Source organism: Bradyrhizobium sp. BRP22, assembly GCF_020194175.1.
Classification (GTDB): Bacteria; Pseudomonadota; Alphaproteobacteria; order Rhizobiales; family Xanthobacteraceae; genus Bradyrhizobium.
This window is the reverse complement of sequence record NZ_JADYVX010000034.1, coordinates 54,186-76,715: the sequence shown is the minus strand read 5'-3', so window position 1 is coordinate 76,715 and position 22,530 is coordinate 54,186. Positions and strand designations below refer to the sequence as shown.

21 protein-coding genes are annotated in these 22,530 nt (G+C 63.2%); 7 read left to right on the top strand and 14 right to left on the bottom strand.

All coding sequences use genetic code 11. The features are described 5' to 3' along the window. Positions 1-854 precede the first annotated feature (854 nt). The 4 genes from I6F35_RS31310 to I6F35_RS31295 form a co-directional block, all read right to left on the bottom strand. Complete coding sequence (locus I6F35_RS31310; protein WP_225121497.1) at positions 855-1,934, bottom strand: BMP family ABC transporter substrate-binding protein; 1,080 nt, start codon at positions 1,932-1,934, stop codon at positions 855-857. 80 nt (positions 1,935-2,014) lie between these two features. Continuing rightward, positions 2,015-2,932, bottom strand: a complete 918-nt coding sequence (locus tag I6F35_RS31305) for an ABC transporter permease (RefSeq protein ID WP_225121496.1) — start codon at positions 2,930-2,932, stop codon at positions 2,015-2,017. Next, complete coding sequence (locus I6F35_RS31300; protein ID WP_225121495.1) at positions 2,919-4,013, bottom strand: ABC transporter permease; 1,095 nt, start codon at positions 4,011-4,013, stop codon at positions 2,919-2,921. The genes I6F35_RS31305 and I6F35_RS31300 overlap by 14 nt, the downstream gene beginning before the upstream one ends. Further along, the gene (locus I6F35_RS31295) at positions 3,997-5,568 is read right to left on the bottom strand and encodes an ABC transporter ATP-binding protein (RefSeq protein WP_225121494.1); all 1,572 of its coding nucleotides are present in this window, start codon (positions 5,566-5,568) and stop codon (positions 3,997-3,999) included. Before I6F35_RS31295 ends, I6F35_RS31300 begins: the two co-directional genes overlap by 17 nt. Before the next feature lie 574 nt (positions 5,569-6,142). Here I6F35_RS31295 and I6F35_RS31290 point away from each other — a divergent pair. Then, complete coding sequence (locus I6F35_RS31290) at positions 6,143-7,270, top strand: hypothetical protein (protein ID WP_225121493.1); 1,128 nt, start codon at positions 6,143-6,145, stop codon at positions 7,268-7,270. 76 nt (positions 7,271-7,346) lie between these two features. On the opposite strand, the gene I6F35_RS31285 is transcribed toward I6F35_RS31290, so the two are convergent. Genes I6F35_RS31285 through I6F35_RS31260 form a run of 6 tightly spaced genes read right to left on the bottom strand, consistent with a single transcriptional unit; the run spans position 7,347 to position 13,235 of the window. After that, positions 7,347-7,847, bottom strand: a complete 501-nt coding sequence (locus tag I6F35_RS31285) for a nucleoside deaminase (protein ID WP_225121492.1) — start codon at positions 7,845-7,847, stop codon at positions 7,347-7,349. Further along, positions 7,847-9,379, bottom strand: a complete 1,533-nt coding sequence (locus I6F35_RS31280) for an ABC transporter ATP-binding protein (protein ID WP_225121491.1) — start codon at positions 9,377-9,379, stop codon at positions 7,847-7,849. Before I6F35_RS31280 ends, I6F35_RS31285 begins: the two co-directional genes overlap by 1 nt. After that, a complete protein-coding gene (locus I6F35_RS31275; RefSeq protein ID WP_225121490.1) occupies positions 9,376-10,059 on the bottom strand; it encodes an isochorismatase family cysteine hydrolase in 684 nt (227 codons plus the stop codon). Before I6F35_RS31275 ends, I6F35_RS31280 begins: the two co-directional genes overlap by 4 nt. 23 nt (positions 10,060-10,082) lie before the next feature. Beyond that, on the bottom strand, positions 10,083-11,009 hold the full coding sequence (locus I6F35_RS31270) for an ABC transporter permease (protein WP_225121489.1): 927 nt from the start codon (positions 11,007-11,009) through the stop codon (positions 10,083-10,085). Between the two features lies 1 nt (position 11,010). After that, positions 11,011-12,129, bottom strand: a complete 1,119-nt coding sequence (locus I6F35_RS31265; RefSeq protein WP_225121488.1) for an ABC transporter permease — start codon at positions 12,127-12,129, stop codon at positions 11,011-11,013. Continuing rightward, positions 12,126-13,235, bottom strand: coding sequence for a BMP family ABC transporter substrate-binding protein (locus I6F35_RS31260; protein ID WP_225121487.1), 1,110 nt, complete (start codon positions 13,233-13,235; stop codon positions 12,126-12,128). The genes I6F35_RS31265 and I6F35_RS31260 overlap by 4 nt, the downstream gene beginning before the upstream one ends. Before the next feature lie 324 nt (positions 13,236-13,559). Here I6F35_RS31260 and I6F35_RS31255 point away from each other — a divergent pair, with 324 nt between their 5' ends. Beyond that, positions 13,560-14,831 carry an allantoate amidohydrolase gene (locus tag I6F35_RS31255; RefSeq protein WP_225121486.1) on the top strand — a complete coding sequence of 424 codons (1,272 nt, stop codon included), beginning with the start codon at positions 13,560-13,562 and terminating at the stop codon, positions 14,829-14,831. Positions 14,832-14,927: 96 nt separating this feature from the next. On the opposite strand, the gene I6F35_RS31250 is transcribed toward I6F35_RS31255, so the two are convergent. The 4 genes from I6F35_RS31250 to I6F35_RS31235 all read right to left on the bottom strand — a co-directional run bounded on the left by I6F35_RS31250 (position 14,928) and on the right by I6F35_RS31235 (position 17,775). Next, entirely contained in the window at positions 14,928-15,941 is a 1,014-nt protein-coding gene (locus I6F35_RS31250; protein ID WP_225121485.1) for a formamidase, read from the bottom strand. A gap of 71 nt (positions 15,942-16,012) precedes the next feature. Then, a complete protein-coding gene (locus I6F35_RS31245; protein WP_225121484.1) occupies positions 16,013-16,678 on the bottom strand; it encodes a flavin reductase family protein in 666 nt (221 codons plus the stop codon). Positions 16,679-16,681: 3 nt separating this feature from the next. Beyond that, a complete protein-coding gene (locus tag I6F35_RS31240) occupies positions 16,682-17,614 on the bottom strand; it encodes an urea carboxylase-associated family protein (RefSeq protein ID WP_225121483.1) in 933 nt (310 codons plus the stop codon). Beyond that, positions 17,611-17,775: a hypothetical protein gene (locus tag I6F35_RS31235; RefSeq protein WP_225121482.1), complete on the bottom strand. Its 165-nt coding sequence runs from the start codon at positions 17,773-17,775 to the stop codon at positions 17,611-17,613. The genes I6F35_RS31240 and I6F35_RS31235 overlap by 4 nt, the downstream gene beginning before the upstream one ends. A gap of 242 nt (positions 17,776-18,017) precedes the next feature. Between I6F35_RS31235 and I6F35_RS31220 the strand changes: the two genes are divergently transcribed. The 5 genes from I6F35_RS31220 (at position 18,018) to I6F35_RS31200 (ending at position 22,526) form a co-directional block, all read left to right on the top strand. Beyond that, positions 18,018-18,767 carry a GntR family transcriptional regulator gene (locus I6F35_RS31220; protein ID WP_249792787.1) on the top strand — a complete coding sequence of 250 codons (750 nt, stop codon included), beginning with the start codon at positions 18,018-18,020 and terminating at the stop codon, positions 18,765-18,767. A 67-nt stretch (positions 18,768-18,834) separates the two neighbouring features. Further along, a complete protein-coding gene (locus I6F35_RS31215; protein WP_225121481.1) occupies positions 18,835-19,935 on the top strand; it encodes a BMP family ABC transporter substrate-binding protein in 1,101 nt (366 codons plus the stop codon). Between the two features lie 173 nt (positions 19,936-20,108). Further along, complete coding sequence (locus tag I6F35_RS31210; protein ID WP_225121480.1) at positions 20,109-20,327, top strand: hypothetical protein; 219 nt, start codon at positions 20,109-20,111, stop codon at positions 20,325-20,327. Between the two features lie 203 nt (positions 20,328-20,530). Next, positions 20,531-21,589 (top strand): putative sulfate exporter family transporter, encoded by a 1,059-nt coding sequence (locus tag I6F35_RS31205; RefSeq protein ID WP_225121479.1) that lies wholly within the window; start codon positions 20,531-20,533, stop codon positions 21,587-21,589. Between the two features lie 235 nt (positions 21,590-21,824). Further along, a complete protein-coding gene (locus I6F35_RS31200; protein ID WP_225121478.1) occupies positions 21,825-22,526 on the top strand; it encodes an isochorismatase family cysteine hydrolase in 702 nt (233 codons plus the stop codon). Positions 22,527-22,530 lie beyond the last annotated feature (4 nt).

Below are 22,530 nucleotides of genomic sequence, written 5' to 3'. Positions count from 1 at the left end.
TGCGCGGGCGGCAAAATGGATTCCGGGCTCATCGCTTCGCGATGCGCCGGAATGACGAGTCGTGTTCGCGGAAATTTCTCCAATTCAATCAACGTGATTTGCCCCGTCCAGCCCTCACACAAAAAATATTCCGCTTTCGCCGTCGGGCAAATCAGTGATTTAACTCCGCACGTCTCACGGCGGATGAGGGGCGGGTCGCGATCGTCACGAACGTTGCGGTGAGATGCGGTGGACGTGATGGGTGTGACTGACGAGCACGCGCATCACGGACGGCGAAGTCGTGTGGTTCTGGCGCCCCGACGCTGGCGCTAAGCTTTGCGGAAGTATCCGCAAGGTGACGGTGGCAAGAAAGCCCGGTCACCGAGAAGAGCACGAAGGAAACCGTAAAACCATCGCGCGGGGAAAGCCGGAGTTGCTTCGGTTGAACCTGTGGCCCTACCCCCGTGCTTTTTGTCGCACGGGGCCCACGGGTGCGACCGGCACCCGGCTTTCCCTGCGCCCTCAGCTACCGAAGAGGGTGGAACGAGACGCAAACCTCGGGCACATCATGCCGCGAGAACGCGGAATCACATCCCTTACTCCCACCGTCATGCCCGCGAAGGCGGGCATCCAGTAACCGACAGCTTCTCGGCTCGGGCACTACCGTCTCTGGAATACTGGATCGTCCGGTCAAGCCGGACGATGACAGCGGAGAGCTGTTTGACATTGAATCTGAACCTCTCCCTCGTCGTCCCGGCGAAGGCCAGGACCCATAACCACAAGTGCTCGCAATGTGCTCCGCTGCAACCGGTTGCTCGTACCACTACAGGGCTCTGCGGTTATGGGTCCCCGCGAACGAGGTGGACCGACCCGCCTCACTTCCCCGGGATCTTGTCGTCGATGCCCTTGACGTAAAAATTCATGCCGAGGATCTGCGGATCGGTGAGATGGTCGCCGCCCTTGCATTCGACTTCCTTGCCGTCCTGCGCGACGACCGGGCACTTGAACGGCTGCAGCTTGCCGGAGGTGATCGCGGCCTGGGTTTCCTCGGCCAGCTTCTTCACGTCGTCGGGCATGTTTGTGTAGGGCGCCATCTCGAACATCTTGGTGTCGAGGCCGCCCCAGACGTCTTCCGACTTCCAGGTGCCATCGAGCTCGGCCTTGACGCGGGAGATGTAGTAGGGCCCCCAGGTGTCGAGGATCGAGGTGAGCTGCGCCTTCGGACCGAACTTGATCATCTCGGAGTCCTGGCCGAAGGCGAGCTTGCCGCGCTCGCTCGCGATCTGCATCGGCGCAGGCGAGTCGGTGTGCTGCATGATGATGTCGGCGCCCTGATCGAGCAGCGCCTTGGCGGCGTCGGCTTCCTTGCCGGGATCGAACCAGGTGTTCACCCAGATGATCTTGACCTTGATGTTGGGATTGATCGACTGCGCGCCGATCATCGTCGCATTGATGCCGGAGACGACTTCGGGAATCGGGAACGAACCGATATAGCCGAGCACGCCGGCCTTCGACATCTTGGCCGCAATCTGGCCCTGGATGTAGCGGCCCTGATACCAGCGCGCCGAATAGGTCGCCATGTTCTTGTCGCGCTTGTAGCCCGAGCAGTGCTCGAAATGCACGTTGGGATATTTCTTGGCGACCTTCAGCGTCGGGTCCATGTAGCCGAAGGAGGTGGTGAAGATCAGCTTGTTGCCGGCGCGAACGAGCTGCTCGATCGCGCGCTCGGCGTCGGGGCCTTCGGGCACGTTCTCGAGATAGGTGGTCTCGATTTTGTCGCCCAGCTCTTTCACCAGCGCCTGCCGCCCCTGGTCGTGCTGATAGGTCCAGCCGAGGTCGCCGATCGGGCCAAGATAGACAAACCCGACCTTCAGCTTGTCGGCGGCCGAGGCGTCGCTCGAAATGCTTCCGGCGAGCAGAAGCGCGGTGGCGGCCGCAAATAATGTTTTCCTCATCGTTCGGTCTCCAAAACAATCGGGGTGAACCTTTAAATCCAGAACGGCGCGCCCCCATCGCGCACGCCAGGAAATTCAAGTCAGCGGTCCGGCACGAACACCGTGCCAAGCGCCGCCGGCGCGGTCGAGCCGCCGGTGCGGGCGCGCGACAGCAGCACCAGCACGATGACGGTCGCGAGATATGGCAGCGACGACAGGAACTGCGAGGGAATGCCGACGCCTGCGCCTTGCGCGTGCAATTGCAGAATGGTCACTGCGCCGAACAGATAGGCGCCGATCGCGAGGCGGCCCGGCAGCCAGGATGCGAATACGACGAGCGCGAGCGCGATCCAGCCGCGGCCCGCGGTCATGCCCGGAATGAAGAACGGCGTGTAGGCAAGCGGCAGATAGGCGCCGGCGAGACCTGCGCAGGCGCCGCCGAACATCACGGCGTACAGCCGTATCTTCAGCACGGAATAGCCGAGGGCATGCGCAGAAACATGGTTGTCGCCGCAGGCGCGCAGGATGAGCCCGCCCCGGGTGCGGTAGAGGAACCACCAGACCGCGACGATCAGCGCGATCGAAAAATAGACGAAAGCGTCTTCACCAAAGACGATGCGGCCGATCAGCGGAATGGAGGTGAGGTAGGGGATATAGAGATGCGGAGCCGGCGTGATGCGCTCGCCGACGAAGCCGGCGCCGATCAGGCCGGAGAGGCCGATGCCGAGAATGGTGAGCGCCAGGCCAGTGGCGACCTGATTGACCGCGAGGCCAAGTGTCATCGCGGCAAAGATCAGCGACATCGCCGTCCCCGCGACGATGCCGCAAAGAGCGCCGATGATGGTGGAGCCGGTCAGCAGGGCGCCGCCAAAGCCGCAGGCGGCGCCGACGATCATCATGCCCTCGACGCCGAGGTTGAGCACGCCGGAGCGCTCGGTCACCAGCTCGCCGGTGGCGGCCAGCAGCAGCGGCGTCGAGGCCGCCAGCACCGAGAGGATGATGGCCTCAATGAGCTCCACGTGCCACCTGTTGTCGCGAGGAGGAGACCAGCCGGAAGCGGTAAAGGATCAGGGAATCGCAGGCCAGCACGTAGAACAGCAGAATGCCCTGGAACACCTTGGTGACGTCCAACGGGATTTTCATTGCGATCTGGGCCTGCTCGCCGCCGATGAAGGTGAGTGCAAGGAACAGGCCTGCAATTAATATTCCAATCGGATTCAGCCGTCCGAGGAAGGCGACGATGATCGCGGTGAAGCCGTAGCCCGGCGAGATGTTCGGCTGCAGATGTCCGACCGGACCTGCGACCTCGATGATCCCCGCCAGGCCCGCCAATGCGCCCGAGATCGCGAAGGTCAGGAGGATGAGCTGGTTGGAATTGAAGCCGCCGAACCGCGCCGCGCGCGGGGCCGCGCCGACCACGCGGATCTCGAATCCCTTGATGGTCTTGCCGAGCAGCACCGCGCCGGCCGCGACCACGACCAGCGCGATGATGGTGCCGAGATGAAGGCGGCCGCCTTCGACCAGGAGCGGCACGGTGGCGACCGGATCGAACTCGGCGGTGGTGGGGAAATTGAAGCCGTTCGGGTCGCGCCACGGGCCGCGCACGAGATAGTCGAGGAAGAGTTCGGCGACATAGACCAGCATCAGCGAAGTCAGGATCTCGCTCGCGCCGAACCTGACCTTGCATATCGCGGGGATCAGCGCATAGAGCGCGCCGGCGATCGCGCCGAGCAGCAGCATCGCCGGGAATACCCAGTGGCCGGCCTCGGTGCCCTGCGTCTTCACCGCCAGCCAGCTTCCGGCCACGGCGCCGATCAGGAACTGGCCTTCAGCGCCGATATTCCAGGCGTTGGCGAGATAGCAGAGCGACAGGCCGATCGCGATCATCACCAGCGGCGCCGCCTTCACCGCGATCTCCTGCAGCGTGTAGCTGTCGGTGAGCGGCTCGATGAAATAGACAACGAGCGCGGCGAACGGATTCTTGCCGAGGATCGCGAACAGGATGATCATCGTCACGATGGTCAAGCCGATCGCGATCAGGGGCGAGATCAGAGCGATTGTGTTGGAGCGTTCGGCGCGCTTCTCAAGCACCAGCTGCACGGACGGCCTCCTTCGGGTCCAGACTGCTGCCGCCCATCAGGAGGCCGAGCTTCTCGCGGCTGGCCTCGGCAGTCGGCAGCGGATCGGACAGCTTGCCGTGGAACATCACGGCGATGCGATCGGTGATTTCCGAGAGCTCGTCGAGATCCTGGCTCGTCACCAGCACCGCGGCGCCGGCGGTGGCGAGATCGAGCAATGCCTGGCGGATCACGGCGGCGGCGCCGGCATCGACGCCCCAGGTCGGCTGGCTGACGACGAGCACGGCCGGATTGCGCAGGATCTCGCGGCCGACGATGAATTTCTGCAGGTTGCCGCCGGAGAGGCTTGCCGCTTCCGGGTCCCGTTTGGCCTTGCGCACGTCGAAGGCTTCGGTGGCGCGATCCACCGTCTTCAAGGTCGCGGCGGTGTTGACGAAGCCGTGCTGGACCATGTTGCCGGCGGCGTGGCCGGTGAGGAGCGCGTTCTCGGAAAGCCGCATCCGCGGCGCCGTGCCGTGGCCGAGCCGTTCCTCCGGCACGAAAGCGGCGCCGAGCCTGCGGCGCCTGGTAATCGAAAGATGGCCCGCGGCGATGCCCTCGATCACGACCGTGCCGGGGTCCTGCGACAGCCGCTCGCCGGAGAGCGCGGCGAACAATTCGTCCTGGCCGTTGCCGGCGACCCCGGCGATGCCCAGGATTTCGCCACCTCTGAGCTCGAACGAGATGTGCTGGAGCCTGACGCCATGCGGATCATCAGGCTCGAGGCAGAGATCGTTGACGACGAGCCGCGGCACGGTGATCTGGCGGCTGGCGGCAGCCTTCACCTCCTTGATCTCGCCGCCGACCATCATCCGCGCCAGCGAGGCGGCGGTCTCCGCCTTGGGATTGCAGGTTGCGACCTTCTTGCCGCCGCGCAGGATGGTGGCGGTGTCGCACAGCCGCTTCACCTCTTCGAGCTTGTGGCTGATATAGAGGATCGCGCGCCCCTCATCCTTCAGCCGGTTCAGCACGATGAAGAGCTGGTCGGCCTCCTGCGGCGTCAGCACGGCGGTGGGTTCGTCGAGGATCAGGAATTTCGGGTTCTGCATCAGCGCGCGGACGATCTCGATCCGTTGCCGCTCGCCGACCGAGAGCTGCCAGACCTCGCGCTTGGGATCGAGCGGAAGCCCGTAGAGACTGGAGACCTGTTCGAGCCGCGCCGCGATGTCCTTGAATGATTCCCTGCCGTCCAGTCCCAGCGCGACGTTCTCGGCGACGGTGAGATTGTCGAACAGCGAGAAATGCTGGAACACCATGCCGATGCCGCGGGCGCGCGCTTCCGACGGTCCGGAGAGCACCATCTTCTCGCCATGCCAGCGCATCTCGCCTTCGCTCGGCTGGATCAATCCGTAGATGGCTTTGACGAGAGTGGATTTGCCGGCCCCGTTCTCGCCGAGCAAGGCATGGATCTGCTGCGGCCAGATCTCGATATCGATGAAATCATTGGCGAGGAAACTGCCGTAGCGTTTGGTGAGGCCAACCGTTTGCAGCAGGGGCGGGGCATCTGTGTGCAGCGCGGCGGGCGTCGTATCCAGCATCCCTCGAAATCGCAGATAGGAATTGGGTGCCTCAATACTGTGCTACTTTGAACGCGCACGTAAGTAGAGAAAAAGCGCCAGTCCTTGCTCAACTCTTCGGCACATCGACTGCCGACATGATTCTTCTCGCGAACGGCGCCAAGGTGTTTCGCTGATTGCGCTTTGCTGTTGCCAATCCAAGAACACCCATGCAAATCGCCTGTTGTATATTTGTGACGGTCGAGACAATTCGAAACCGTCTAAGCAGTGCTGACGAAAAGTTGAGCAACCAAGTTTCGGCTGTCTACGATCACGCGCGGTGATCGAACGGCGTCATAAGGCTCTGCGCCCAAACGCCGCAGAAAACCAACAGACACAGGCGAAAATGAAAAATCCACGCCACGCGCGGAGGTTGCGTGCTCGTCTGCACCGAGCGATCGGCTACTTCCTAAAACACTGACGTTGCAGTCTTTACGTGCCGAAACTTGCAGCACGTCGTGGAAAAAGTTGAGGCTTCTCACTTCAGGGGAACGGCGCAAGGGTCGTCGCGAAGGGCCTCGAACTTTCGCACGACAACTTGGGGGTACATACGAATATGCTCAGTCTTCGCCGAACCCTGGCAGCCGCGGCACTGTCACTGGCTACTGTTGCGCCCGCCGGCTTCGCCAGTGCGGCCGACCTGGCGGTCAAAGCGCCGAAGCCCGCGCCTGAATTGCCGTTCTTCCTGCTGGTCGATAACCGCGTGACCTTCTCCTGGATGCCCAAGGGCACCGACCCTGGCGTCTTCTCCATTCGGCCGGACGGCTCGATCAACGGCACCACCGCCAAGCAGGTCTATTCGTTCACCCATTTCGACATCTGGACCTACGGCACTAACTTCTTCACGATCTCGATGTTCAAGTCGGGTCAGAACGATCCCGCTTCGCCGTGCTCCAATGCCGGCGTGCTGATCACTGGCGCGCCAGCCGATTGCGCCGGCGCCACCGAAATCTACGGTCTGTTCCGCTCGACCTTCGGCTTCAACCAGATCTTCAACACCAAGGCCTTCAACGTCGGACCGCTCACCAACGTCTCCTTCGAAGTCGGCATGGACGGCAACACCGAGAACAACTTCCTGGCTCCGGCCAAGCGACAGGTCGTCGCCGGTCTGCAGTTCGAATTCGCGCTGCCCTACAAGGGCTACTTCAACGTGTCGCCGTTGGCTTCGTGGGAGTTCTCCAACCACAACGCCTTCAATCAATGCGGACTGTTTGGTCCGGGTATTCCATATCCCGCTCCCGGCGCCACCTGTCTTTCGGACGGCAACACCAGCTTCAATCCGACATGGGCGGTCGAAACCAACTACTATATGGACCTCGGCTTCCTGCCGGAGAACATGCAGTTCTTCTCGATCAGCGGCCGCGCCGCCTGGTACGGCAAGAAGGGTGACCAGAACAATCCGCTGGTTGGCTTCGGCACCGGTCCGTTCAGCACCGCCACCGCGGTTGAGTTCAACAGCGAACCGATCCGTCTGACCTTTGACGCCAGCAAGGCGGTCTGGGGACCAAAGTACACCCACTTCGTCGATCTCTGGGTCGCCTATCGCTACTGGCAGAACAAGTTCGGCCTCGACCATAACGCAGCGCCTGGCGTCTGCACCCTCACCAACGCGGCCGGCGTGACGTTCAGCACCAATAGCTGCACCGAGTCGACGGTCTATGGCGGCATCACCGTGAAGTTCTAACCACCTACTCGTTCTCCAGGTGAACTGGGCGCCGCGCTGAACCACGCGGCGCCATTTTTTTTAGGCACGTGGCACGCTACTTCCGCCAGAGGCCGGCGTGAAGTTCCGCGGCCTCGTCCTCGATCAGCGGCCCGACGACGTCGGTCGGTCGCTGACCGGTCCGGAACACTTCCCGGCAGGGCAGGTCGAGCGTCGGGTTCTCAGGATGATTGCCGGTGATCTCGCGCAGGCGATGCTCGCTTAAGGCATAGACCAGGCGCCCGATGCCGGCCCAGTAGATCGCGCCCGAACACATCGCGCAGGGTTCTGCGGACGAATAGAGGGTGGTGTGCTGGAGGACCTCAGGCGCTAGCGTCGTGCAGGCCTTGGTCGCCAGCAGGCGCTCGGCATGTGCGGTGCCGTCACGCGACGGCATGTAGCCGTTCTCCATCTCCATCAGCACGTTGCGATTCCGGTCGACCAGAACCGAGCCGAACGGATGGTTGCCGTGGGTGACGGACCGCCGGGCGACCTCGAACGAGCGTCGCAGGAAATAGAGGTCCGCCTCTTCCTGGGTAAGCGCAGAAATATCCGTCATCAATGCCCTGCCATGTGTCGGCCGATCTCGGTGAGATCGGCTTCACTCGCGCGGGCCTCGTGGACGAACTCACCGTGGAACATCACCACCAGACGGTCGGAAAGTTCGAGCAGTTCGTCAAGGTCTTCGCTGACCAGAAGCACCGCCGCGCCGCGGTTGCGCGCCGCCATGATCTCGGCATGGATTTGCGCCACGGCGGCAAAATCGAGCCCGAAACACGGATTGGCCGCGATCAGCACCTCGACCTCGCCGCCGAGCTCGCGCGCCAGCACCGCACGCTGCACGTTGCCGCCGGAGAGGGCGGCAATCGGCGTGTCCGGCGTGCGGGTCTTGATCTTGTAGAGAGCGATCTTGCGCTCGGCGTTCTTGCGAAACGCCGCATTGTTGAGCCACCAGCCGGCCCTGGCGAAGGGCGCACAGTCGAATTCGCGGAAGGCGATGTTGTCGGCGACGCTCATGCCGCCGACGCAGGCGTTCTTCAGCGGCTCTTCCGGAAGCAACGACATCTTGTGGCGGCGCATCTCCTCGCGCGTCGCCGAATAGCGCTCGCCGCGGATGCGGATCTCGCCGCTCTCGGCGTCGCGCTGGCCAGCGAGGACTTCCACGAGCTGCCGCTGGCCGTTGCCGGAGACGCCGGCGATGCCCACGATCTCACCGCCGCGGACCGTGAGCGAGACGTTGTGAACGGCAATCGCGCCGGCATCGTCGAGGGCGGAGAGCTTGTCGAGTTCCAGGCGCGCCTCGCCGACCTCGCCGACGCGGGGCGGCTGCACGGTCAGTTGCTCGGCGCCGATCATGGTGCGCGCCATCGCGTCCGGCGTGAGGTCCGCGACGCGGCCCTGACCCGCGAGCTTGCCGCGCCGCAGGATGGTCACCTCGTCGGCGAAGGCCATCACCTCGCGGAACTTGTGCGTGATCATCAGGATGGTCAATTCGCCTGATACGACCATCGCGCGCAGCATCCCCAGGACCTCATCGGCCTCGCCCGGCGTCAGCACCGAGGTCGGCTCGTCCAGGATCAGGAACCGTCGTTTCAGATAGAGCTGCTTGAGGATCTCGCATTTCTGCCGTTCGCCGGCGGAGATGTCCGAGACCTTGGCGTCCAGCGGCACCTTGAACGGCATTCGCGCCAGGAACGCCTCCAGCTCCTTCTTCTCTTTTCGCCAGTCCACCACCGCCGGCACGTCGTCGCGCGCCAGCACCAGGTTCTCCGCGACCGTCATCGCCGGCACCAGAGTGAAATGCTGGTAGACCATGCCAAGGCCGAGCGCGTGAGCGTCCTTCGGATTGCCGATCTTCTGCTCGCGCCCGCCGATCAGGATGTCGCCTTCGGTCGCGTGGTAGTAGCCCATGATGCATTTCACCAGTGTGCTCTTGCCCGCGCCGTTCTCGCCGAGCAGCGCGTGGAAGGAGCCGGGCCGCACCTTCAATTCGACATTGTCGAGGGCCACGAAATCGCCGAAGCGCATCGTCATGGCAATCGCATCGACGCCGAAGGCGCCGGTTGGAGCGGGCATCTCGCCGATGATCACGAGATGGCTCCGATCAGGTCGGCCGATTTCGCCACCGCGCCGAACACGCCGCCCTGCATCTTGATCATCTTCAGCGCATGGTCGTGATTGCTTTTGTCGGTCGCGCCGCAGCAATCCTCGATCAGCACGCATTCGAAGCCACGGTCATTGGCTTCGCGCATGGTGGTGTGGACGCAGACGTCGGTGGTTATGCCGGTCAGCACGATGTTCTCGATGCCGCGCAGGCGCAGCATCAGCTCCAGGTCGGTCGCGCAGAACGAGCCCTTGCCGGGCTTGTCGATGATCGGCTCGCCCGGGAGGGGCGCGAGATCGGGGATGATCTCCCAGCCCGGCTCGCCGCGCACCAGGATGCGGCCGCAAGGACCGGGATCGCCGATGCCGGCGCCGATCTGCCGCGAGCGCCAGCGCTTGTTGGCGGGAAGGTCGGCGAGATCGGGACGGTGGCCCTCGCGCGTGTGGATGATGTGAAAGCCCTGGCGACGCATTACCGCGAGCAGGCGCTTGATCGGCTCGATCGGCGCCCGCGTCAGTGACAGGTCGTACCCCATCTTGTCGACATAGCCACCGACGCCGCAGAAATCGGTCTGCATGTCGATGATGATGAGCGCGGTGTTCTGCGGGCGGAGATCGCCGTTGTAAGGCCAGGCGTAGGGCTCGGACTTGATATGGCGCTCGGGCATGGACGACCTCGTTCCTGCGCGTGTTATCGGGTGATGGAAAGTTCGGCCGGCGCGCCGGTCAGCGTGCGCTTGGGCGAGCAGGTGATGATCATGATCGCGAGCGTCAGGATGTAGGGCGCGGCATTGAACAAGTGATAGCCCGAGGTGACGCCGACCGATTGCAGCGCCGGTCCCAGCGCGGCGGCGCCGCCGAAGGCAAGCGAGGCCCACAGGCAGAGCAGGGGATCCCAGCGCGCGAAGATCACGAGCGCTACTGCGGTGATGCCCTGTCCGCTGGAGAGACCCTCATTCCAGCTTCCGGGATAGAACAGCGACAGGAACGAGCCGCCGATTCCGGCGAGGAAGCCGCCGACCATGGTGGCGCGCAGCCGGATCAGCAGCACCGAATGGCCCATCGCGCGCGCCGCGTCCGAGCTTTCCCCGGCGGTGCGGATCAGGAGGCCCCAGCGCGTGGTCTTGAACGCCCAATAGAGAATGGGCGCGATCGCAACCCCGATCAGAAACAGGACGTTGATGCGGAGCGCCGCGCGGACCTGCGGAATGTCGCTCCACCAGCCGAAATCGATCGCAGGCAGCCGCGGCGCGGTCGGCTCGATCAAGGGCTTGCCGAGGAAGAAGGCGAGTCCGATGCCGAACAGCATCAGCGCGATGCCGACAGCGACATCGTTGACCCGCGGCAATGAGCAGATGCCGGCGTGCAGCGCGCCGAGCAGCGCACCGGTGATGCCGGCGGCGAGCACGCCAAGCCACGGGGAGCCGGTGAGATAGGAGATGCCGTAGGCGCTCATTGCGCCCATCACCAGCGTGCCCTCGAGGCCGAGATTGATGCGGCCGCTGCGTTCGGTGATGCATTCCCCAAGGCTGACGAACAGGAACGGCGTCGAGACGCGAATGGCGCCGCCGAGCACGGCGAGTGGGACGGTCCACAGTCCGATCGATGCATCTGCCATGTCAGGACTTTCCCTTCAGGAAGCCGATGCGGCCGTAGAGCGCGTCGCTTGCCAGCACGAACACGAAGATGATGCCCTGCAGCACCAGCACGGAAGCGTCGGGCAGTCCGAGCCGCCGCTGCAGGAGGCCGCCGCTGGCGCTGATGCCGCCGAGCAGGATCGCGACTGGAATGACTGCGAGCGGATTCTGCCGGGATAAAAACGCGACCAGGATGCCGGTGAAGCCGTAACCGGCGGCGAGATTGGCGTTGGTGCGGCCCTGCACGGCAGCGACCTCGATCATGCCGGCAAGGCCTGCGCAACCGCCGGCCAGGAAACAGATCGTCATGATCAGCTTGCCGACGCCGAGGCCGACGATCTTCGCGGCGCGGATATTGCCGCCGGCGACGCGGGCGGCGAAGCCGAAGGTGGTGTGATAGATCAGGATATAGGAGGCGATCGCGCAGACGAGGCCGAACACCAGGCCCCAATGCACGTCGGTGCCGGGAATGGTGCCGATCATGTTGGCGGCGCCGATCTCGCGCGTGGAGGGCTTGTTGAGGCTGGCGGGATCGCGCATCACGCCCTCGACGAGATGGTTGAGGATCGCGAGCGCGATATAGACCAGCAGCAGGCTCGAGATCGTCTCGTTGACGCCGCGATACTGCCGCAGCGCGCCCGACAGCGTGATCCACAATCCGCCGCCGATCACGCCGGCAATCACCATAGCGATCTGCACCACCAGCGGCGGCGCCCATTGCATCGCAAGCGCGGTGCTGGTCGCTGCCAGCGCGCCGATCAGCAGCGCGCCTTCGCCGCCGATGATGACCATGCCGAGCTGCGCGGGCAGCGCCGTGCACAGCGCGGTGAGGATCAAGGGTGCGGCGCGGGTCAGCGTGTTCTGCCAGGAGAACCAGGTGCCGAACGCGCCCTGGTACATGTAGAAATAAAGATCGAGCGGGTTCTTGCCGTGGAGCGCGACGAACACGCCGAAGGTCGCGAGCGCGCCGATCAGGGCGGCGCCCGGGATCAGGATGTACTCGATTGTGGCGCCGTAGCGCTGGAGGAAACCGGGATCGGCGGCCGGGGCTATCCCGACCGCCTCGACGACCTCGGCCGGGTCAGCCGTGTCTGTGGTCACGAAGTCGCTCCGATCACGCCTTCGATCAGATAGTCCATCTTTTCAAGCTCGGGATCCTTCTGGCCGCGGTCGACGCCGGTCGCGATCACCGTCTTGCCCTTGTTGTCGAGGATCGGCCCCTTGAAGATGGTATATTCCCCGGCGACGAGTTTTGCTTTCATCTCATCGGCATGCTTGCGGGCTTCGGCCGAGACCGCTTCGCCATAGGGCGAACATTTGACGATCTCTTCCTTCAGGCCTCCGCGATAGAAGTTCGGGATCGATTCATCCGACGTGGCCATCTTCACGAATTTCGGATAGAGCGCTTCCCAGTTCCATTCGGCGCCAGTGAGATAGGCTTTTGGCGCCAGCGGAGACTGGTTGACGTGATAGCCGCAGACGAATGCGCCGCGGCGCGCGGCGTTCTCGACCATGGTCTTGGGGCCGTCGACATGGCAGGTCAGCACATCCACGCCCTGGTCGATCAGGCTGTTGGTGGCCTCGGCTTCCTTCACCGGCATCGACCAGTCACCGGTGAAGATCACCTGCGTCGTCGCCTTCGGATTGGCGAGCCTGGCGCCGAGCGTGAAGGCGTTGATGTTGCGCAGCACCTGCGGGATCGGCTTGGCCGCGACGAAGCCGAGCTTGCCGCTCTTGGTCGAATGGCCCGCAACGATACCGGAGATGAACTGGGCTTCATCGATATAGCCGAAATAGCTGCCGGCGTTCTTCGGGTCCTTGTCGGTCCAGAGGCCGCCGCAATGCTCGAACAAGACCTTCGGATATTTGGTCGCCATCTTGACCATGTGCGGGCTAAAATATCCGAACGAGGTCGGAAACAGCAGCGTGGCGCCGTCGAGATTGATCATGGACTCGATGGTCTTCTCGACCGCGTCGGTCTCCGGCACTTTCTCTTCCTCGACCACCTTGATGCCGGGGAGTTTCTTTAGCGCCGCCGCGCCTTGCGCATGCGCCTGGTTGTAACCGTAGTCGTCGCGCGACCCGACATAGATGAAGCCGATGGTGGTCTCGGCCGCCTGCGCCGTGCGGGCACCGAGCGTGCCGCCCAGCGCCAGCGCGGCGCCGCCTTGCAACAAATGCCGTCGTGAGATCCTGCTGAAATCCATTGCCTGCTCCCCTGGGGCGGACCGGCCGCCTGTCGTTTCGCATCCGCGCCAACGGCGGAGCTCGGCCAGGATGTCGCAAGCTTCATGCCAGAGCCTATTCGGGGAGCATGAAATACCAATCATTTGAAATTACTTGAGTATTATTCGGTGCTGTATTCCGCTCAAACTTTGAGTGACGAACGCTCGCCTAATTCTTGAGCGCTATTGGATAATTGTATGCAAGGCCGTTAAGCATCGTATGAGCGTTGATCGTCCGCGAAAGCGCTGGCATTGAACTTGTATCGATACCGCACGGGAATCGAGGCGGCCCCTCACTGGAAAAGCATGAGCAAGAACGACGCGGCAGCAGCCGGGACCAGACCAGCCTTGCTTGGCGAGGAGATCGTTGCCCGCATCGACGAGCTTGCGGCGATATCGGAGGTGCCTGAGCATCTGGCGCGAATCTATCTGACGCCGGAGCACCGCAAGGCGGCCGATCTGCTTCTCTCCTGGATGCGTGAGGCCGGGATGAGCGCGGATCTCGACGCGATCGGCAATGTCTGTGGCCGTTACGAGGGCGACAGGCCCGGCCTGCCGTGCCTGATGCTGGGCTCGCATTACGACACCGTACGCGACGCCGGCAAATGGGACGGGCCGCTTGGCCTGATCACGGCGATCTCCTGTGTCGCCGATCTCAACCGACGCGGCCACCGATTGCCGTTCGCGATCGAGGTGACCGGCTTTGCCGACGAGGAGGGCGTGCGCTTTGCCTCGACGCTGCTCGGCAGCCGCGCGGTTGCCGGCACCTTCGACGAGAGCGTGCTGAACGCGCGCGACCATTCCGGCATCTCCTTGCGCGAGGCGATGGTAGCCTTCGGGCTCGATCCTGATCATATCGGCGCCGCCGCGCGCGCCCGCCGCGAACTGCTCGGCTATGTCGAGCTGCATATCGAGCAGGGGCCGGTGCTGGAAGAGAAGGGGCTTCCGGTCGGCGTGGTGACTGCGATCGCCGGCGCCACGCGGCTTGCGGCAAAGCTTACGGGCATGGCCGGCCATGCCGGCACCGTGCCGATGGCGCTCCGGCGTGACGCGCTGACGGGCGCCGCCGAATGCATCACTGCCATCGAGGCGTTTTGCAAGACCGATGGCGGCGGTCTCGTCGGCACCGTCGGCTATATCGATGCATTGCCGGGCGCGACCAACGTGATTCCGGGAAAAGTCTCCTTTACGATCGACATCCGCGCGCCCACCGACTTGCATCGCAAGCGCGCGGTCGCCGACATCGTTCGTCAAATCGAGGTCATTGCAAGACGCCGCGACCTTGCGCTTCAGCTCGATGTCACCCATGAGAACCGCACCGTGCCCTGCGCGCCCTGGCTGAAGGCGCAGGTTGCAGAGGCGGTAGCCGGTGAGGGTTTTCCTGTCTTCGAATTGCCGAGCGGGGCCGGGCATGACGGCATGGCGATGATCGACATCGCCGACGTCGCCATGCTCTTCGTCCGCTGCCGCGGCGGCATCAGCCATCATCCCGACGAGCATGTCGACCTCGCCGACGCCGACGCCGGCGCGCGGGTGCTGCTGCGATTGATCGAGAATTTTCGGCCGGGTGAGGCATAACCGTAGGATAGGTAGAGCGCGGCGAAACCCATCACCTTCACCGCGGCTGCGAATATTGATGGGTTTCGCTGCGCTCCACCCATCCTACAAATCACATTACTCCGCCGCCTTCGCGGTCTTGCCGAACATGCGCGTCGGCGCGGGAAAGCCGCAGGACGTGCCGTCGGTGATCTTGACCTGATCCTCCCATGGCAATCGGAAAGTGCCGGCGACCATGTCCTGCATGAAAGTGTAGGGGCAATCCATCGCGCCGCCTTTCACGGCGACATAGCCGCGGTGCCAGAGCTGATAGATGTTGTTCTCGACACCCCAGTTGATCCGCGCCTCGCGCACGAGGTCGGGCCGCACCTCGGCGGTGATGATCTCGTCCGCGCGGCCCGTGGTGCCGTGCGCGATGATAGTGCCGTCGAAATTGACGATCATGCCTTCGCCCATCGAATCGAACGAACCGTCGGAGCCGCACATGCAGACATTCGCTGTCACCATCAGGTTCTGGAATGCGTTGGCCTGGTTGGTGAAGCGCCAGCTCTCGCGGATCGGGGCGGTGTAGCCGGCGGTGCGGATCATGATCTCCGCGCCCTTGTAGGCGCATTCGCGCGCCATCTCCGGGAACATGCCGTCATGGCAAATGATCAGCGCGATCCTGGCGCCTTTCGGTCCCTCGATCACGGGAATGCCGATGTCGCCGGGCTCCCACGGCTCGACCGGAATCCAGGGATGGAATTTGCGGTAGTAGAGCTTGATCTCGCCGTGGTCGTCGATAATGAGGCCGGAATTGTAGGGGTTGCCGTCGGGGTTGTACTCCATGATGGAGAAGCAGCCCCAGATCTTGTTGTCGATACAGGCCTGCTTGAAAGCCGCGACCTCCGGTCCATCGAGCCGGCACATGATTTCAGGATTGGTGTCCATCGACAGGCCGTGCAGCGAATATTCCGGGAACACCACGAGATCCATGGTCGACAGGTTGCGCCGCGCCTTGCCGACCATCCAGACGATCTTCTCGGTCTGGTTGGCGAGATCCGCTTTCGTCACCACCACGGGCAACTGCAATTGAACCAGCCCGATCACGACGCCGTTGGGTGATTTGTTGAGGCCGCCAAGTCCGTTCATATCGAACTCCCTATTCCCTGCGTTTTTCGGATTTGCGCAGAGCAAATCCGATTTTGGGTTGCATCGAAAGACTATTTTTCAGGCGAGGCCGTCGCTCCGAATTCATCGAGCGTCGGCGTCAGCATCTCGAAGCGGTCGCGGATCGTGGCGCAGGTGTTGCCGCCGAGGCGCGCGATGGCGTCGAGTTTCGCGGGGTCGACGTGCAGGCGCTCGACATCGACCACGTCGCGCTGATAGTGCGCGAAGACGATCTCGCCCAGAATGATCTGGCGGGACTTGCCGAGTTCCAGCGTGACGTGGCGGCGACACTCGAACGCGGCGGGCGCCTCCTTGATCCATGGCGAGGCCACTTCGGTTCCAGGCATCGCAGTCAGGCCCGCGGCTTCAAGCTCGTCGCGGCCGGCTGCAAACGGCACCGCGCAGACATGCATCGCTTCCGCGATCGCATGCGAGACGATGTTCACGGTGAAGACCTCGGTCAGGCGGATGTTGCGCGCGGTGTCCTTGAACGACATGTCGGGATGGTTTTCCACCCCGAGCGCGAGGATCGGCGGATCCGCTGAGAGGCAGTTGAAGAAGCTGAACGGCGCCGCATTGATGCGTCCCGCTGGATCGACCGTCGTCACCAGCGCGATCGGCCGCGGCACCACAGTGCCGATCATCAATTTGTATCGCTCGCGCGCCGACAGTTTGCGGAAGTCGAATGTGATGTCGCCCGGAGCAGGGATCGCGTCCATCGCTCAGGTCTCGATCGCCGGCGCGCCGGCATGTGCCTGCAGGAAGCGCTCTTCCCACCAGGAGAACAGGATGTCGCGCAGCGCCGCCGCATCGTCATCGCCATAGATGGCGGTGAGCTTGACCGCCTCGAACATCGCGATTTCCTCCGCAGTCAGCGCAACCGGCAATTCGGTGAGCATGATTGGCGTGTTCGGAAATTCCGGACTGTAGTTGGGGTCCCGCCGCAGGGCGCGGTCGCTCTTGATGACAGGGTTCCTGAAATCCTTCGGCGTTCGCTGGCTCGCGAGCGCGGGCGTCTTCGGCACCGTGGCGAGATCAGCGTCGGTGGCCTCGAACACCGTGAGCTTGAGCGGCTTCAGCGCAAAGTTGCTGGTCTTCATCACGTCGGCGCCGCAGACATTGGGGACTGCCAGCACGTCCATCAACGCCAGCAGGTCGACATGGTCGCCGGGCTTGGTGGTCTGCCGCGTCATGTAGGCATGGCCGTCGGCATCGACGCCGGTGCACATGAACAGGTTGAAGGAATCGTGGACGTCATCGGGCGTCAATCCGTATTCACGCTGCGCTTCGGCCTGGATGTCGTGGCAATTGGTGTGCACGGCAAAGCCGTAGGCGGCTTCATAGACATAGGCGCTGCAGCGCGGGAACAGCACGTCGTTGCGGCCGACCGTGTCTTCGAGGATATAGAGCATTGCACGTTCGCGCGGCGGCGCCGACCACATGAAGGTGCCCTTGGTCGGATGGAAGCCGTGCACGGTGCGGGTGCGGCCGCAATGCATGAACTCCTTGTAGTCATGCAGGTTGAAGCAATTGAAGTCGGCGCACTGGCCGCCCTCGACCTGCTCGATGCGCAGGATCTGCCCTTTCAGGAGCTCGATCGCCTTGCCGGTGCCGGGCTCGAGGATCCATTCCGATATGATCTTGCGTGTGGTCATCGCGCGCTTCCCGCGGTCTCAGCCTTCCGGCTGGCGGCGTATTCGCGCAAGGCGAGACGGACCAGCGCCGCACGATCGGGCGCGATGCCTTGCGCGATGGTGCGGTCCATCAGTTCAAGCTGTTGCTGGTTCAATCGCAGTTTGATGACCGTTTCGGCCATGGCATTCCCTCCGCAGCGATCCGAGGAGGCAAGATCCTGTATACAGAAACTGCCGCCAACGAGACTTCCGGCGTCAGTTATTCCCGGTTTTGTTGCGCATTCGAAGCGCAAACTTTGAGCGTCGTGCTGCCGCTTATTCGAGCGCGCCGACTAAAATTGCCTCCTCTTGTGTACGAAATGCCGAACTATCGTATGCGCAATTTGCGGACGCATTCTCGTCCGATGGCGCATGCGGATTTTGGATGAGCAAGAAATCGACCCGGGTTGATGTGGCCTGTCAGGCGCTGCGCCAGGCGATCATCGAGCAGGCACTCCCGCCGGGCACCAAGCTGCCGGAGGACGAACTCGGCGCTCAGTTTCGCATGAGCCGCACGCTGGTGCGCGCGGCGCTGGCGCAGCTTCAATCCGAAGGCCTGGTCGATGCGCCGCCGCGTCGCACCGCCACCACGGCCAAGCCGACCCTGGAGGAGGCGAGGGAAGTGTTCGAGGTCCGCCGCACGCTCGAGCGCGAGGTGGTGCGGCTGGTGATCGCCCGCTGGCGGCCGGAATTCGGCGCCGAGCTCGAAGGGCATGTCCGCAAGGAGGAAGCCGCGCGCAAGTCCGGCGAAGCGAGAGTCTCGATCCGTCTTGCCGGCGAATTCCATGTCAGGCTTGGCGAGCTCGCGGGCAACAATCTGCTCCGCCGCTATCTCGGCGAAGTGGTGTCGCGCTGCTCGTTGATCCTGGCGCTTTACGGCCGGCCGCATTCCGCCGACTGCGCCGTCAACGAGCACCGCGAGATCGTGGCCGCGTTGCGCAGCCGCAATGCCGAAGCGGCGATCGAGCTGATGGATCATCACCTCGGCGCGGTGGCGCACCGGGCGCTGCTCGATCAGGATCGCGACCGGGTGTTCGATCTCGGCGCGGTGCTGTCCCGCTACACGGAGACGGCAGAAACCGGCAATGGATCAACGATCGCGCGCCTGCGGCGAAAGACGCGGGCCACGAAATGAACGGGGACAGGATTTCATCACCAGTGTCACAGCCGCGCCAATGGTTCGGCGATCAAGGAGAGTATCAATGACCACGCATCCGCTATCCCGCCGTAGCTTTCTCGCTGGCGCCGCCGCAAGTCCCTTCGTTCTCTCCGGGCTGGGCCGGCCGGCGCGCGCCGCAGATCTCACGGTCGGCATCATCTATGTCGGCTCGCGCCAAGACTATGGCTGGAACCAGGCCCACGCGGTTGCCGCCAAGGCGCTCAAGGATGTGCCGGGCGTGAAAGTCGTGGAAGAAGAGAACGTGCCCGAGACGGTGGCGGTTGCGAAGACCATGGAGTCGATGATCAACATCGATGGCGCGACGCTGCTGTTTCCGACGTCGTTCGGCTACTTCAATCCGTTCATGATCGATGCGGCGAAGAAATATCCGAAGGTCGAATTTCGCCATCCGACTTCGCTGTGGCAGGCCGACAAGCATCCCGCCAATGCCGGCGGCTATTTCTGCTATCTCGACCAGGGTCATTATGTGAACGGCATTGCCGCGGGCCTGTCCACCAAGGCGAACAAGATCGGCTACATTGCCGCAAAGCCGATTCCGCTGGTGTTGCGTAACGTCAACTCGTTCATGCTCGGCGCGCGCAAGGTCAATCCCAGTGTCTCAGTGCAGCTCATCATCACCGGCGACTGGGCGTTGCCGGTGCGCGAGGCCGAAGCCGCCAACGCGCTGGTTGATGCCGGTTGCGACATCATCGCCTGCCATATCGACAGCCCGAAGGTCGTGATCGAGACGGCCGAGAAGCGTGGCGTGAAGAGCTGCGGTCACAACGCCAACCAGGCGGATCTTGCGCCCAAGGGTTTCATCACCGGCGCCGAACTGAAATGGGAGACGGTCTACAAGAGCTTTGCCGGCATGATCGCCAAAGGCGAGAAGCTGCCGAACATGGTGATCGGCGGCTACGACAAGGAGATGGTGGTGAGCTCGCCGTTCGGCGCCGGCTGCAGCGAGGCCGGCCGTAATGCGGCCACAGCCGCGATCGCCGAATTGAAGGCCGGCAAGCCGATCTTCGTCGCCGGCGTCAAGAGCAATACCGGCAAGGTCATCACCTCCAGGGACACCGGGCTCTACGATCCCTCATTGGAGACGACCGACTATCTGGTCGAGGGCATCGTCGGCACGGTTTGACTCCTTGCATCAGCGGGTCGGTCTGGACGATTTGGAGGGCTGGGGATAAAAATTCTTCCCTGCGAGCGCGCCGGGAAACATGCTTCCAAGTCGCTGCCGTAAAAGACATTTCGCTACCATTGCTTCCTGGCCGCAATTGACGACATTTGAGGCCGGTTTCAACCGAAGCGACCATGAGCAATCCGGGATTTGATGCGTTTGGCGAGCCGATAGCGGCAGAGAGCGTCCGCACGTCCGGACGCGGCTCGTCGTGGCTGCTTCGTGCCGGCACCAGCGCGTTCTGGCTGCTCGTCGCCGGCATTGTGATCGCGCGCGCCGCCTATTTCGAGGCCGGCGTCTTCAATTTCGACCGCGCCGTTGCCTGGGCGCAAGGCCTGTTCGCGGCCCTCTGACGGTCGATCCGGCCACTCCTGTTTCTCCTGCAGTAAGGGTTCCAGCCGTAATCGGCGCGTCCGCCTGCCATAGGCCGCGAACGGGATAGCGACGTCCTCGTCGATCTCCAGAACATAACTTCTCGTTACTGGGGAAACCGTAGAATATATTAGCCAAGATATCGCGGTAGGCGCATAAATTATTCCCGATAGGGAGTGCCACCGTGGCGGACAATACCAATAGCATCAAGGAAGCGGCAGGGCGCCCCAGCGCCGTCGCCCGAACCTTTTCGCTTCTTCCCGGCATCGCGCTGTGCGGCGCGATCACGATCGTCGCGGTCGGCGTCCAAAATCTCGAGGAGCGAGCCTTCGACCATCCCTATGTCGAAGCGCTGGTGATCGCGATCCTGCTGGGGATGGCAATCCGCACTGCCTGGAATCCGTCCGAGCGGTGGCGCTCCGGGATCGCCTTCAGCGCCAAGCAACTGCTCGAAGTCGCCGTCGTGCTGCTGGGAGCCTCGATCAGTTTCGCCGCGATCGCGGCGTCCGGCCTGGCGCTGATCGGCGCGATCGCTGGGACGGTCGCGATCATGCTGCTGCTCAGCTTTGGGGTCAGCCGCATGTTGGGCCTGCCGACCAAGTTGTCGATCCTGATCGCCTGCGGCAATTCGATCTGCGGAAATTCGGCGATCGCGGCCGTCGCGCCCGTGATCGATGCCCATAGCGACGACATCGCTTCGTCGATCTCATTCACGGCGATTCTCGGCGTGCTGATGGTGCTGGGATTGCCCCTGCTGATCCCGCTCCTCGGATTGTCAGCGACGCAATACGGCATCCTGGCTGGCCTCACGGTCTATGCCGTTCCCCAGGTGCTTGCGGCCACCGTGCCTGCCGGCATCGTCAGCACGCAGATCGGAACGCTGGTGAAACTGGTACGCGTGCTGATGTTGGGACCGATCGTGATCGGCCTCTCTCTGTTCGTTGCCAGCCGTCGCAAGCACGAGAAGGCCGCAGCGATCAGCCCGTTCAAACTGGTGCCCTGGTTCATCATCGGCTTTCTGGTTCTTGCCGCGCTGCGATCGTTCGAACTCGTTCCGGATATGGTGGTCCCCATCGTGACCAAGACAGCGGTGCTGCTCACCGTCCTGTCGATGGCGGCCCTTGGCCTCGGCGTCGATATTCGCGTTATCGCCACCGTGGGAGGACGCGTGACGGCCGCAGTCACGCTGTCGCTGTTGGTCTTGCTCGCTATCAGCATCGGGCTCGTCCATTTCTTCCGATGAGAGCGCGTCGCGCGGGGCTTGCGCAAATCGAGTGCAAAGAAGAATTCGCTCAACGAATGAGCAATTGCGCGCCGAAAAAGCTTCGCACAGAGAATGAGCAAGGCTTGGTCGAGCGACCAGTGAATTGAAATCGTGACGGATTTCGTTCCGTCGGCGTCCGACCTCGAATTGTACACAATGGCACGGCGCTTGCTTAACCCCGATCAGGAGTTCTCTCGTTCGGGGCACGCACGTCATGGCGAACTCAAGCGATGCAGTGGGAAAGATCGTCGCTGAGCCGGAGCCGATCGAGCTCGATTGGACCAAGACGGCGCTCGTCATCATCGACATGCAGCGCGATTTCATGGAGCCCGGCGGCTTCGGCGAAACGCTTGGCAATGACGTCGGCCAGCTTGCACGGGCCGTGCAGCCGATCGGCTCGGTACTATCAGCGGCGCGCGACACCGGCATGCTGGTGATCCACACCCGCGAAGGCCACTTGCCTGACCTGTCCGACGCGCCGCCCGCCAAGATCGAACGCGGCGCGCCATCCTTGCGCATCGGCGATCCCGGCCCGATGGGCCGCATCCTCATCCGCGGCGAGGCCGGCCACGACATCATCCCCGAACTCTATCCGCTCGACAGCGAGATCGTGATCGACAAGCCCGGCAAGGGCGCGTTCTACGCGACCGAGATGGGCGACGTGCTGCAGAAATACGGCATCGAGAATCTCCTGGTGTGCGGCGTCACCACGGAAGTGTGCGTCAACACTACTGTGCGCGAGGCCAATGACCGCGGCTATCGCTGCGTCGTCATCGCTGACGGCTGCGCATCCTACTTTCCCGAATTTCACGAGATGGGCCTCAAGATGATCAAGGCCCAGGGCGGCATCTTCGGCTGGGTCGCCAGCTCAGCCGCTGTACTGGAGGCGTTGGAGACTTCGAAAACATTGGCTTGAAGGA